The organism is Oceanicola sp. S124 (genome assembly GCF_000220565.1).
Lineage (GTDB): Bacteria > Pseudomonadota > Alphaproteobacteria > Rhodobacterales > Rhodobacteraceae > Pseudooceanicola.
Window position 1 is genome coordinate 1 of the sequence record NZ_AFPM01000002.1, and the last position, 13107, is coordinate 13107.

Below are 13107 nucleotides of genomic sequence, written 5' to 3' on the forward strand. Positions count from 1 at the left end.
AAATTGTGGCGGATCGCGAAAATCTTGGAAATACACATGAATTCAGTGATTTATGCGAGCGATTTCTTTCCGGGGACCTTCAGGCCCGGTCCGGGAGGGGGTGCGGCAGCCCCCCTGAAGAGGGCCGCAAGCCGGTTATCCACCGAGTTACCCTCAGGGGCACCGGGAATCCCTCGGCACAGCGCCCCGAGTCTCGAGCGACTCGCAGGGACGACCCTCGAATCTGGCGCGATCAAGCCTCGAAGTCCCATGGACGGTCCCGGACCATGGTCGCTGACTGATCCCGCCCATCGAGTCCCGTGGCACGCAGCGAACCCGACCGATCCCGCGGCGCAGCCGATCTCGCCGGACATCGACGAGGCCGCCTGCCAGCACGATCCATGCGGACCCTCAGAGTCGAGGGCCGGACGCACGATGCGCCCGCGCAGGTCCGGGGCAGGCTCGTTCGTGGTCCTGCTGATGTTGCTCAAGCCTCCTCGGGAGTTGGAGCCTGCGGCAAACCCGGAGCAGTTCAAACCAAGGAAGGGAGAGAGGGAGAGAGGGAGAGAGGGAGAGAGGGAGAGAGGGAGAGAGGGAGAGAGGGAGAGAGGGAGAGAGGGAGACCAACTCAGCGCCGCGTCTGCGTCAAGTTAGAGCCCGGATGCCGCGGCCTCTTGCACCGGGCGCGCCGCAGGCCACGTGGCACGACCCGGTCCTTCCGTCGGCATCCAGATCAGACGCTGCGGCCTCAGGCCGGCCATCTCGCCGCTCTTGGATCGTCCAGTGGCCCTGCCTGGCCTTGGAGGCACGAGGCCCGGCCCCCCCCCCGCGCCCTACCCCGCAAACGACAAAGGCGCCCCTGAGGGCGCCTTTTGCATATTGGTCGGAGCGAGAGGATTCGAACCTCCGGCCCCTGCCTCCCGAAGACAGTGCTCTACCAGGCTGAGCTACGCTCCGACCGTGCTGGGCGATCTATCCTTCCCGACGGACCTTGGCAAGAGCGAATCCGCGTCGAGGCGCATCCTCGGGTCGGTGTCAGTCCGCGCCATGCACCGGGTGGCGGCGATTGCCCTGGGCGGCGGCCCGCATTCGCATCAACGGACCGATCCGCAGGGCCGCCGGCGTTCCGGTGCGATTGCGGCTGCGCAGCACCGGCTGCTTCGAGGCGCTGCCCTGCCGCGATTCCCGGATGACGATGTAAAGCCCCGAGCCGATGATCAGCACCGAACCGGCTGCGACGTTCATCCCCGGGAACTCGTCAAACAGCAGCCAGCCGTAGAAGGTCGCCCAGAGGATCTGGGAATACTGCATCGGCGCCACCAGCGCGGCCTCGCTGTTGCGATAGGCCGAGATCATGAACAGCATGGCCACGACCGACAGCAGGGCAATGGCAAAGAAGCCGCCCATGTGCAGCGCGGGGACGGGTTTGTAGAAGAAGGGCATCAGCGCGCCCATGAGCACGAAATTGGCCAGCAGCGGGTAGATCAGCATCACGACGTTGCGCTCGTCATTGCCGATCTTGCGCACGATGACCGAGGACAGCGCGCCGCAGGCGGCCCCGGCCATGGCCGCGAAATGGCCGGGGCCCAGGGCGGCATTGCCCGGTTGCAGCACCACGCCGACCCCGGCCAGCCCGACCAGCACCGCCAGCCAGCGGCGCAGCCGCACCTTCTCTCCCAGGATCGGAATCGACAGCACGGTGATCAGCAGCGGCGAGGCGAAGAGGATGGCATAGGTATCGGCCATCGGCAGCACCGAGAAGGCATAGTAGCCGCAGCCCGCCGCGATGACCGAGGACAGCGTGCGCAGCAGCATCCACCAGGGGTGCGTCGGCCGCAGGGTGCCCGGGCGGGCGTCACGGATCAGGATGACCGAGGTCAGCGGGAAGCTCATCAGCACCGTCAGCCAGACCATCTGGAAGGCCGAGTAGTTGCCGCCGAGGATCTTGATGATCGCGTCATGGCCCGAGAAGATCGCGAAGGCCACCAGGGCAAAGCCTATCCCGCGTGTCGATCCCATCTGCCCCACCTCCAAAAGAAAACCCTTCCCGCCACTATGAGGCGGAAAGGGTCGAAGGCAAGCGGTGCCCCGGCAAAAGCGGGGTTACCGGTAACGGGCGTGTCTTACAGGCTGGCCTCGAGGGCCGCGACAACCGCATCGCCCATCTCGGAGGTCGAGGCCGGGGTGCGGCCTTCCTCGTTCAGCAGGTCGGCGGTGCGGACGCCATCGGCCAGCACTTTCTCGACCGCCTTTTCGAGACGGGTCGCCTCGTCGCCGAGGTCGAAGGAGTAGCGCAGCGCCATGGCGAAGCTGAGGATGCAGGCACAGGGGTTGGCCTTGCCCTGGCCGGCGATGTCGGGGGCCGAGCCGTGCACCGGCTCGTACAGCGCCTTGGGACGGCCGTTGGCCATCGGGGCGCCCAGCGAGGCCGAGGGCAGCATGCCGAGCGAGCCGGTCAGCATCGCGGCGAGATCCGACAGCAGGTCGCCGAACAGGTTGTCGGTGACGATGACGTCGAACTGCTTGGGCCAGCGGGTCAGCTGCATGGCGCCGGCGTCGGCGTACATGTGCGACAGCTCGACCTCGGGGTAGTCCTTGCCGACCTCGGTGACGACTTCGCGCCACAGGATGCCGGATTCCATCACGTTGGCCTTTTCCATCGAGCAGAGCTTCTTGCCCCGCTTCATGGCCAGCTCGAAGGCGGAACGGGCAGCGCGCTCGATCTCGCTTTCGGTGTAGCGCTGCGTGTTGATGCCGACGCGTTCGTTGCCCTCCTCGATGATGCCGCGCGGCTCACCGAAATAGACGCCCGAGGTCAGCTCGCGCACGATCATGATGTCGAGACCGGCGACCACGTCCTTCTTCAGCGACGAGAAGTCGGCCAGGGCGTCGAAGCACTGGGCCGGGCGCAGGTTGGAGTAGAGGTCCATTTCCTTGCGCAGGCGCAGCAACCCGCGCTCGGGCTTCACCGAGAAGTCCAGCACGTCGTACTTGGGGCCGCCGACGGCGCCCAGCAGGACCGCGTCGACTTCCTGGGCCTTGGCCATGGTGTCGTCATGCAACGGCGTGCCGTGCTTGTCGTAGGCAGCGCCGCCCACCAGGTCTTCGGACACGTCGAAGACAACGCCCCGCTTGGCGCCGAACCAGTCGATGATCTTGCGCACTTCGGCCATGACTTCCGGGCCGATCCCGTCACCGGGGAGGATAAGGAGCGAGGGGTTGCTCATGAGGGGGTCCTTCCTGATCTCTTTGCCGCTCTCGGGTAGCCGGGGCCGGGGGAAAGATCAAGAAATGAAAGGTTTGGACAGGCGACATCGGGGCCGGTCCCGGCGGCCCCCCCGCGTCAGCCCTGCCCTGCCCGGCCCGCGCCGCCCGGCATAAGGGCCGCGCCGACATCAGCGACCTGTCGCATTGGGCATGGTGCCGAGGCGCTGCCAGAGTGTGCCTGTTTCCCCGATCTCGTGCAGGTGGTGCGCCCCCAGTGGCGCCGGCCGGGCGGGCGCGACACCTGTGGCGCTGGCCGAGTGACCCTGGCCGGTTGGCGCCAGCCCTGTTGGACAGGCCAATTTGGCGCTGGCCGTTTTGGCGCTGGCCAAGTGACCCGAATCCAATTGCCCCCACCAAGCGGCCCTGCTCATGCGGCCCTCCAAGCGGACGTGCCCGCGTCCCACTGTCCGCGCAGCCCTACCCGGGTGCGCCTGCCCAAGCAATCCTGCCCAAGGGAAGCCTTCCGGGAAGGCATGCCTCACAAGTCCTGTCCCTGCAACCTGCCGACGCGCCCCTGCCGCACTGCACCCAGAGCCACGCCCTGTCACGACCCTTCCCGAGGCCGCGGCACTTCGCGCGCTGCCTGCTCCGGATCACCCGGGCGCGACCTCCCCCGAACCTCCCGGAGGGCGCGGACAGTGTAGGGTGGGTGGCAACCCACCTTCACCTACCCGCCTCTCAGGGCCAGTCGATGTCCACCCAGACCAGCCGGTGACGGCTGGCGGCGACGACATCCCTGGCCAGCGGCGCTTCTCCCTGTGGCCAGAAGACCCCGCTGCCCAGGACGACAAGCCCGCGCGCGGGAAGGATGTAGTCGACCCGCAACCGGCCAGGCCCCGGAGCGGGCCAGTCGACCGTCGCCAGCGCCTCCGCCCCGTCGCCCCCCCGGGGCGCGGGGTCCTGCAGCCTCGGGTCCGTCAGCAGCGCCCGGATCGCCCCGCGCCGGCCCTCGCTGCGGTCGGGGTCCAGGTTGGCGCCGCCCATGATCACGAAGGGGGCCGGCAGGCCGCCCGGCAGCGCTCCATCCGCCAGCGCGCCATCCAGCAGATGCTGCCAGAAGCGGATCTCGTCATGGTTCCGGCGCCCGTTGCGGTCCTCGGGTCCGTCGAAGACCGGCGGCGTGGCCTTGAAGATCCCGAGGCGCAGCGTGCCGCCCGGCAGTTCGACCGGCAGCACCCAGTGCGCGGTCGAGGACAACCGCTGCACCCCGGCACCGGGATCGCCCTCGGGCATCAGTGCGCCGGGAAGATCGCGCCAGAGCAGCGCAGAAAAGTCCCGGACCTCGCCAAGCGGAGGGCGCGACAGCACCGCCAGCCCGCCCTCGCCGGTGAAGCGCCCGAAGCCCTGGGCATCGCGGGCCTCGCCCAGCCGGCCATTGCCGTCGAGATCCAGCCCCGTCGGCAGTCCTGCATTGGGCGGAGCGTTAAAGAGATGCGGATAGGGTGCGGCCAGCGCCCGGTTCAGGGCCTCCAGGCCGCGGGCCTCGGCGTCCCAGTCGATGCCGGCCAGCACCAGCACGTCCGGCGCCACGGCGGCAATCACCTGGGCGACGGCGGCGACCTGGGGATCCTTGCCGCCGAGGATATCGCGCAGCATCTGCGCCGGGCCATCCCGGGCCAGCTCGGCATCGAAATAGGCCAGCCGCAACGGCTCGGCCCGCAGCGGAGCGGCGCCGAGGACCAGCAGCAACAGGAAGGGGATCAGGTGGCCAGGATGCCCTCGGCCTTGGCGGCGGCATAGGTGCGGCGGCGCTTGGCCTCGACCATGGCCGCGACCCGGGCCAGGGCCACGCCGCGCATGATCAGGTTTGCCGGTAGGAAGGCCCATGCCACCATCGTCCAGATCAGGGTCTGCGGCAGCGCCAGCGCATGCAGATCCACCATAGGCAGAAGGAAGCGCACCACCACCGGAGCCAGGAATGGCATGAGGAAGCCTAACAGGATGTTAACCACCGAGTCGCGTTTCAGGCGGGCCAGCACGTCGCCGCCCCCCGTCGGGTCGAAGAGCGGCAGGTTGATCCAGACGTTGAAGGCACCGTATTGCGCCGGCCAGCCGTAGACGCGCACCAGGATGCCGAAGCCGACGAGGCCGCAAAGCGAGGTCAGATAGGCGATGCCGGCGGCGGCCCGCACGGTCTCGATCAGCGCCGGCCCGGCGTCGGCGGGCAGGGCCAGGATGACCAGGCGCACCGGCGAATAGGGGAAATCGACCGCGTTCACAAGCATCTGCCCGACCCGTTGCAACAGGTCCGAGATCGGCGAATCCAGCGCCGGGCCGGACTGGTAGACCGTCAGCAGCAGGATCATCGCGAAGGCGGTGAAATAGCGCAGCCGGTTCACCGGTGGGGCAAAGCGGAACTCGATGATGGTGGGAAACTGGCTGTAGTACTCGATGAAGGTATAAAGCGCGGCAACCATCGCGACCAGCACGACGATCTGCGCGGCGTCGGGCGAGACATCCGGCAACAGCAGCGAGGGCGTGGCAATGGCCAGCGCAATCAGGATGGCCCGCATCAGCGCGCCCGTGATTCTCACGATCACAGCTCGTCTTCCTTCAAACTGGCCCGGGCGGGAGGTTCTGCGTCTGCCCGTGTTTCCCTTTGATGCCGCGTCATGCGGTCTGCCTCATTCTTGCCATGATGTTGCCGCCCCTTCGCCCCACACTCAAGGATCCCCACCACAAGACCCTGATAATGAGGCGAAATGCGGGCCAAACTGGTGCGATCTTGCATCATTTCAGCGATGCTGAGTCCGCCGTCAAACGGCCGGAAGAAAGGAAAATCGTTTGCCTTCAGCGCGTTGAGGGAATCACCCCCTCAGTAGCCGCGCTGCCGGGTCAGCAGACCGAAGGCGACCAGGCCAATGCCCTCGGCCAGAAGCTGTATGCCCAGCAAGAGGCCGAGGAAAGCGCCCGTCGAGGCCCCCAGGTCAAAGAGCACGACGCCGCCGATCACGACCGAGGCCAGCCCCGACAGCAGCACCAGCCAGAAGAACGGCGCCCCGCGCGTGGCAAGGGACATCAGCACCCGAAGCAATCCCATGACCAGGAAGACCGCCCCCAGCAGAAGCGACAGGGAAATCATCCCGGCCAACGGATTGGCCAGCAGCCAGACGCCGGCGACGATGGTCAGCAGGGCAACGACCGCATTCAGCCCGCGCCCCTGGTGGTCCCCGGCCTTGAACAGGACCCAGGCCTGAAGCACGCCGGACCCCAGGAAGACGATGCCCACGAAGGTCGTCACGGCGATGGAGGCTGCGAAGGGATTGGCGAGCGCGAGCAGACCGAAGACGGCCAGGAACAGCCCGATTCCAAGGAAAGCAGTAGAAAGTTTCACCTGGCACCTCCTCCCGAAGCGCTTCGATGGGCGGCGAGAACGGTCCGCCTGTACGGGTTACACATACCCTGGATGTAGCGCAGGAGGAGGAAGTCGAAAAGGGGCCCGTAGGCCCCCTTGTCTTTATTGTCAGCCTGTTACCAATCAGACCCAGGGGCGGGACTGGGCAATCTGGCCCTCGAAGGTGTCGATCGCGGTCGCCTTCTCGAGGGTCAGGCCGATGTCGTCGAGACCTTCCAGCAGGCAGTGCTTGCGGAAGGGATCCAGCTCGAAGGTGAAGCTTTCGCCTTCCGAGGTGGTGACGGTCTGGGCTTCCAGGTCCACCTCGATGCGGGCGTTCTGGCCCTTCTCGGCGTCCTGCATCAGCACGTCCACGACCTCTTGCGGCATGACGATCGGCAGCATGCCGTTCTTGAAGCAGTTGTTGTAGAAGATGTCGGCGAAGGAGGTCGAGATGACCACCTTGATGCCGAAGTCCGCCAGCGCCCAGGGGGCGTGTTCGCGCGACGAGCCGCAGCCGAAGTTGTCACCGGCGACGATGATCTGGCTGTCGCGGTAGGCCGGCTTGTTCAGCACGAAATCGGGGATCTCGTTGCCCTCGTCGTCATAGCGCATCTCGGCGAAGGCGCTGACGCCCAGGCCCGAGCGCTTGATCGTCTTCAGGTACTGCTTCGGGATGATCATGTCGGTGTCGATGTTGACCAGCGGCATCGGCGCCGCAACGCCCGAGAACTTTTCGAACTTTTCCATTTGGCTGGCTCCTCAGACGGCTTCTGCCGCGGTGAACTCGCGGATGTCGGTGATGCGGCCGGTGATCGCGGCGGCGGCGGCCATCGCGGGGCTCATCAGGTGGGTCCGGCCGCCGCGGCCCTGACGGCCCTCGAAGTTCCGGTTCGAGGTCGCAGCGCAACGCTCGCCCGGGGCCAGCTGGTCGGGGTTCATCGCCAGGCACATCGAGCAGCCCGCAAGGCGCCATTCGAAACCGGCTTCCTTGAAGATCTCGGCCAGGCCTTCTTCCTCGGCCTGGGCACGGACCAGGCCCGAGCCCGGCACGATCATCGCCCGCATGCCTTCCTTGACCTTGCGGCCCTTCAGCACTTCGGCGGCGGCGCGCAGATCCTCGATCCGGCCGTTGGTGCAGGAGCCGATGAAGACCGTGTCGATCTCGATGTCGGTCAGCTTCTGGCCCGGGGTCAGGCCCATGTAGTCGAGCGAGCGCCTGGCCGCCTCGACCTTGCCGCCCTTGAAGCTTTCGGGGGCGGGGACCTCGGCGGTCACCGGCAGGGCGTCCTCGGGCGAGGTGCCCCAGGTGACGGTCGGGGCGATGTCCTCGCCGCGAATGGTCACGACCTTGTCCCAATGGGCGTCATCGTCGGAATAGAGCGTCTTCCACCAGTCGAGGGCAGCCTCGAACTGGGCGCCCTTCGGCGCGTGGGTGCGGCCCTTCACGTAGTCGAAGGTGGTCTGGTCGGGCGCGATCAGGCCGGCGCGGGCGCCGCCCTCGATGGCCATGTTGCAGATCGTCATCCGGCCTTCCATGGAAAGCGAGCGGATGGCCTCGCCACAATATTCGATCACGTAGCCGGTGCCGCCACCGGTGCCGGTGTGGCCGATGATGGTCAGCACGACGTCCTTGGCGGTGACGCCCGGGGCCAGCTTGCCGGTGATCTCGACCTTCATGTTCTTCGACTTGGACTGGATCAGCGTCTGGGTGGCCAGCACGTGTTCCACTTCCGAGGTGCCGATGCCATGGGCCAGCGCGCCGAAGGCGCCGTGAGTCGCGGTGTGGCTGTCGCCGCAGACCACGGTCATGCCGGGCAGGGTCCAGCCGTTCTCGGGGCCGACGATATGCACGATGCCCTGACGGATGTCCGAGACGGGGTAGTAATTGACGCCGAAGTCACGCGCGTTCTTGTCCAGCGCGGCCACCTGGATGCGGCTGTCTTCCGGCATGGTCTCGGGGTTGTCGCGCCCCTCGGTGGTGGGCACGTTGTGATCCGGCACGGCGATGGTGCGCTCGGGGGCACGCACCTTGCGGCCCGACATGCGCAGACCCTCGAAGGCCTGCGGCGAGGTCACCTCGTGCACCAGGTGCCGGTCGATGTAGAGCAGGCAGGTGCCATCCTCGGCCTGGTGGACGACATGGGCGTCCCAGATCTTGTCATAGAGTGTCTTGGGGGACATGGGTCCTCTCCCTTGATGTTCGTGGAAATTCGCAAGATGGGAAGCGCGCGCCGCAGCTCAGGCGGGCGCGCCCGGCCTCATAGCTGGGCCAGGATCGTCAGCGTCGCGCCGAAGAAGCGCCAGGGCAGGCGCGCGCGGTCATCCATGTCGAAAATCTGCGTCATGATCGCCCAGATACGCCGGTCTGCGGCTTTCATCAAGCCTCGGCGCATCCTGCGGCGCAGGAACTCCTGGGCGGGCCTGACCGTTGTCATGGCAAAGGAGACCCAGATGACAGACCTTCTGACACTGAAGGACCGCAGGCGCCTGACGCCCGACACCCATGCCTATACCTTCACCCGGCCCGAGGGGTTCAGCTTCACCCCCGGCCATGCGACCGAGCTTGCCATCCAGCGCGAGGGCTGGCGCGAGAAGGGCCGGCCCTTCACCTTCACCTCGCTGCCCGATGCCGATCACCTCGAGTTCGTCATCAAGTCCTACCCGGACCACGAGGGGGTCACCGATCAGCTTCCGACCCTGCGGGCCGGCGAGATGGTCGCGATCGAGGCACCCTTCGGGGCGCTCTCGGATCGCGGGCCCGGCACCTTCATCGCCGCGGGGGCGGGGATCACGCCGTTTCTCGCCATCCTGCGGGCCCGCGCCGCAAGTCGGCGTCTGGGTGGGTGCCGGCTGATCTACACCAACAAGACCGCCGCGGACATCATCCTGCATGACGAGCTTTCGGCACTGCCCGGCCTGACGTCCCATTTCACTGTTACCGACGAAGCGGCGCCCGGGGTCGAGAAGGCCCGGATAGACAGGGGCTGGCTGAAAGGCCGGATCGAGGACGTCTCGGGACGTTTCTACCTCTGCGGTCCCCAGGGCTTCGTCGACGACATCCGCAGCGCGCTGCAGGATCTCGGCGCGTCCAGGGACATGATCCATACCGAAGAAGGCTGGTAAGCCGCCGCGATCCGCGATACCTGCCCGGTCCTGTCGTGCCGTTACGGCCACGGCGGGCCGGGTTTCATTGAAATTCGGCGCCGCGGCTGTTACCTTCGGAACATGCCCAGCACCGGGGCAGTGTCGGTGCGCTTCCAGGGAGGACCATGTCCTGTCACTTGACGCAACAGCGGATCTTTCCGCGTCTGAAGGGGCCCAGGTGATGGCCGCCCCTCAAGAGCTGAGCGTGGACGACCAGCTCGCCCTCATCCTGCAATCGCTGGAAGACGACAAGGCGGAAGAGATCGTGCAGATCGACCTCGCCGGCAAGTCCTCCATTGGCGACTACATGGTCGTCTGTTCCGGCCGCTCGTCGCGACAGGTCGGTGCGCTGGCCGAGAAGCTGGTCGAGCGCCTGAAGGAGGCCACCGGCCGCACCGCCAAGGTCGAAGGCAAGGAAGCCGGCGACTGGGTGCTGATCGACACGGGCGACGTGATCGTCCACGTCTTCCGCCCCGAAGTGCGCGAATTCTACCAGATCGAGAAGATGTGGATGCAGCCGGGCCAGAAGACCACGGTCTCCTGAACCGGGTTGACGACCGGCGATGAAACTGCATATCTGCGCCATGGGCCGGCTCCGCAAGGGGCCGGAGAAGGCGCTTCTGGATGACTACCTTGATCGCGCCGGCAAGACCGGCCGCGCCCTTGGCCTCGGGCCCTGCGCGGTTGCCGAGGGCGAGGCGAAGCGCGGCGGCGGCATGGCCGAAGAGGCCGAGCTTCTCTCCCGCATGATCCCAGATGGCGCGGCGCTTGTCTGCCTTGACGAGCGCGGCAAGCTGCTGACCTCGCCGCAACTGGCCGACCAGCTGGCCCGCTGGCGCGACGACGGGATCCGCGACGCGGCCTTCGTCATCGGCGGCGCCGACGGGATCGATCCCAGCTTGCGCGCCCGCGCCGACCTGTCGATCTCTTTCGGCAAGATGGTCTGGCCGCATATGCTGGCCCGGGTCATGCTGGCCGAACAGCTCTACCGCGCGACCACGATCCTCGCCGGATCTCCCTATCATCGGGTCTAGCGCCGGGCGGCACAGTCGCCTGCCTCCGGCAGGAGTATTTCAGGCCTGGTGATGCGCATGGAGCAGGGCGTTTGAGCCCCCTCCTTCTCCACCAAGAGCGTGCCACGCCCCCGGCTGGAAAGTAGGCCGCCCGGCCGGGCACCGTCCTGCTGTCATCACCAGGCGAGAAGTACTCCGGGGGGAATGACGCCGCAGGCGGCAGGGGGGCAGAGCCCCCTCCCCTCCCGCCGAAGGCGTCCCCTCGCCTCCCGGCTGCAGCAGAGGTTTCCCCCTGCCCGCGAAGGGTCTAGAACCGGGGCACAGGCATGAGGCCCAGGCAGGAGAATCCGATGTCCATCCCGAAACCCGTCGTCCTTTGCATCCTCGATGGCTGGGGGCTGCGCGAAGAGCGCGAGGCCAATGCGCCGGCCCTTGCCGAGACGCCGACCTTCGACCGGATCATGGCGACCTGCCCCCATGCGACCCTGGTGACCTTCGGCCCCGATGTGGGTCTGCCCAGGGGCCAGATGGGCAACTCCGAGGTCGGCCACACCAATATCGGCGCAGGACGAATCGTCGCCATGGACCTCGGCCAGATCGACCTGGCGATCGAGGATGGCTCCTTCGCGAAGAACGAGGCTATAAACGAGATGATCGCCCAGCTGAAGAAAACCGGCGGCACGGCACATGTCATGGGCCTGGTCTCGGACGGCGGCGTGCATGGCTCACTGAGCCATATCCTGGCCGCCGTGAACACCATCGCCGGGGCCGGGGTGCCGGTTGCCCTGCATGCGGTCACCGATGGCCGCGACGTGGCGCCGAAATCCGCCCTGACCTACCTTGCCGAGCTCGAGGCCGGCCTGGCCGAGGGCGCGCGGATCGTCACCGTCTCGGGCCGCTACTACGCCATGGACCGCGACAACCGCTGGGAGCGCGTCAGCCTCGCCTATTTCGCCATGATGCAGGGCAAGGGCGAGGGCGAGGGCGAGGGCGCCGCCTCGGCCGCCGAAGCTGTCGAGGCCAGCTACGCTGCTGACAAGACAGACGAATTCGTCCTGCCGACCGTCATCGGCGACGACGCGGGCGTGCAGGACGGCGACGGCTTCTTCTGCCTCAACTTCCGTGCCGACCGGGCGCGCGAGATCCTGCGCGCCATCGGCGAGCCCGGATTCGCCGATTTCGACACCGGCCCGCGCCCCGAGCTGGCGGCGCTTCTCGGCATGGTCGAATACTCCGAAGGCCACAACGCCTACATGACCACCTGTTTCCCCAAGCGCGAGATCGTCAACACGCTGGGCGCCTGGGTGGCCGCGCAGGGCAAGACCCAGTTCCGCCTCGCCGAGACCGAGAAATACCCCCATGTGACCTTCTTCCTCGATGGCGGGGTCGAGGCGGTCAAGCCGGGCGAAGAGCGTTTCATGCCGAAGTCGCCCAAGGTTGCCACCTATGACCTGCAGCCCGAGATGTCCTCGGTCGAGGTCACCGACACTTTCGTCGAGGCGATCGAGCGCGGCTTCGACCTGATCGTCACCAATTATGCCAACCCCGACATGGTCGGGCATACCGGCGACCTCGAGGCGGCGATCAAGGCCTGCGAGGCCGTGGACCGGGGCCTGGCCCGCGTCGTGGCGGCGCTGGAGAAAGTCGGCGGCGCGATGATCGTGACCGCCGATCACGGCAATTGCGAAACCATGGTCGATCCGGTCACCGGCGGGCCGCATACGGCGCATACGACGAACCTTGTTCCCGTGGCGCTGTTCAACGGCCCCGAGGGCGTCAGCCTGCGCGACGGGCGGCTGGCCGACCTTGCCCCGACACTGCTGCAACTCATGGGACTCGAGAAGCCCGCCGAGATGACCGGCGAGAGCCTCATCCAGTGAAGGCCCTCTGCCGCCTCGCCTCTGCTGCGCTGATCTGGCTGGCCGTCCCCGCGGGCGCGCAGGATGCGGCCGACCTGGCCCGGGCGGCGGCGGCGGACCTCGAGAGGGCCCATGACCGGCTGGAGGGGGCCGAACGGGCCTCGGACCGGGTCGCGGCGCTGACCGCCACCATCGACGCCTACGAGAAGGGTCTGGCCGCCCTGCGCGAGAGCCTGCGCGCCGCCTCGCTGCGCGAAGCACGCATCCGCGCGCGCTTCGAGGCGCAGCGGGACGAGATCGCGGCCCTGCTGGGCACCCTGCAGACGCTGTCGCGCGAACCGGCGCCGGTGCTGATGCTGCACCCGGACGGGCCGATCGGCACCGCGCGCTCGGGCATGCTGATGGCCGAGGCCGCCCCCGCCCTGACCGCCCGCACCGAAGAGCTGCGCGCGCAGCTGTCCGAAGCGCGCGAGATGCGCGCCCTGCAGGAGGCGGCGGCGGATCAGCT

General features: G+C 67.4%; 12 protein-coding genes, 1 tRNA gene and 1 pseudogene. 5 read left to right on the forward strand and 9 right to left on the reverse strand.

Annotated elements, in window-relative coordinates; genetic code table 11:
- Positions 1-859: 859 nt before the first annotated feature.
- The 9 genes from OS124_RS0100090 to OS124_RS27720 all read right to left on the reverse strand — a co-directional run bounded on the left by OS124_RS0100090 (position 860) and on the right by OS124_RS27720 (position 8961).
- Positions 860-936: transfer RNA gene (locus OS124_RS0100090), tRNA-Pro, on the reverse strand.
- 78 nt (positions 937-1014) lie between these two features.
- Positions 1015-1998 carry a DMT family transporter gene (locus OS124_RS0100095; protein ID WP_010137195.1) on the reverse strand — a complete coding sequence of 328 codons (984 nt, stop codon included), beginning with the start codon at positions 1996-1998 and terminating at the stop codon, positions 1015-1017.
- Between the two features lie 104 nt (positions 1999-2102).
- The gene (leuB, locus tag OS124_RS0100100; protein WP_010137196.1) at positions 2103-3206 is read right to left on the reverse strand and encodes a 3-isopropylmalate dehydrogenase; all 1104 of its coding nucleotides are present in this window, start codon (positions 3204-3206) and stop codon (positions 2103-2105) included.
- A 718-nt stretch (positions 3207-3924) separates the two neighbouring features.
- A complete protein-coding gene (locus OS124_RS0100105; protein WP_010137198.1) occupies positions 3925-4935 on the reverse strand; it encodes an endonuclease/exonuclease/phosphatase family protein in 1011 nt (336 codons plus the stop codon).
- A gap of 11 nt (positions 4936-4946) precedes the next feature.
- Positions 4947-5786 (reverse strand): hypothetical protein, encoded by an 840-nt coding sequence (locus OS124_RS0100110; RefSeq protein WP_010137200.1) that lies wholly within the window; start codon positions 5784-5786, stop codon positions 4947-4949.
- 275 nt (positions 5787-6061) lie between these two features.
- Complete coding sequence (locus tag OS124_RS0100115; RefSeq protein ID WP_010137201.1) at positions 6062-6580, reverse strand: HdeD family acid-resistance protein; 519 nt, start codon at positions 6578-6580, stop codon at positions 6062-6064.
- 144 nt (positions 6581-6724) lie between these two features.
- On the reverse strand, positions 6725-7330 hold the full coding sequence (gene leuD / locus OS124_RS0100120; protein WP_010137202.1) for a 3-isopropylmalate dehydratase small subunit: 606 nt from the start codon (positions 7328-7330) through the stop codon (positions 6725-6727).
- A gap of 12 nt (positions 7331-7342) precedes the next feature.
- The gene (gene leuC / locus OS124_RS0100125; protein WP_010137203.1) at positions 7343-8764 is read right to left on the reverse strand and encodes a 3-isopropylmalate dehydratase large subunit; all 1422 of its coding nucleotides are present in this window, start codon (positions 8762-8764) and stop codon (positions 7343-7345) included.
- A 77-nt stretch (positions 8765-8841) separates the two neighbouring features.
- On the reverse strand, positions 8842-8961 hold the full coding sequence (locus OS124_RS27720) for an isopropylmalate isomerase (RefSeq protein ID WP_193372559.1): 120 nt from the start codon (positions 8959-8961) through the stop codon (positions 8842-8844).
- Positions 8962-9034: 73 nt separating this feature from the next.
- Between OS124_RS27720 and OS124_RS0100135 the strand changes: the two genes are divergently transcribed.
- The 5 genes and pseudogenes from OS124_RS0100135 to OS124_RS0100155 all read left to right on the forward strand — a co-directional run.
- Positions 9035-9706 (forward strand): FAD-binding oxidoreductase, encoded by a 672-nt coding sequence (locus OS124_RS0100135; protein ID WP_010137204.1) that lies wholly within the window; start codon positions 9035-9037, stop codon positions 9704-9706.
- Between the two features lie 202 nt (positions 9707-9908).
- Positions 9909-10271: a ribosome silencing factor gene (gene rsfS / locus OS124_RS0100140; RefSeq protein ID WP_010137205.1), complete on the forward strand. Its 363-nt coding sequence runs from the start codon at positions 9909-9911 to the stop codon at positions 10269-10271.
- A gap of 19 nt (positions 10272-10290) precedes the next feature.
- Positions 10291-10761 carry a 23S rRNA (pseudouridine(1915)-N(3))-methyltransferase RlmH gene (rlmH, locus tag OS124_RS0100145; protein ID WP_010137206.1) on the forward strand — a complete coding sequence of 157 codons (471 nt, stop codon included), beginning with the start codon at positions 10291-10293 and terminating at the stop codon, positions 10759-10761.
- Between the two features lie 329 nt (positions 10762-11090).
- On the forward strand, positions 11091-12620 hold the full coding sequence (gpmI, locus tag OS124_RS0100150; RefSeq protein ID WP_010137207.1) for a 2,3-bisphosphoglycerate-independent phosphoglycerate mutase: 1530 nt from the start codon (positions 11091-11093) through the stop codon (positions 12618-12620).
- Positions 12617-13107: pseudogene (locus OS124_RS0100155) on the forward strand (murein hydrolase activator EnvC family protein); the annotation flags it as partial. The gene gpmI and the pseudogene OS124_RS0100155, both read left to right, overlap by 4 nt.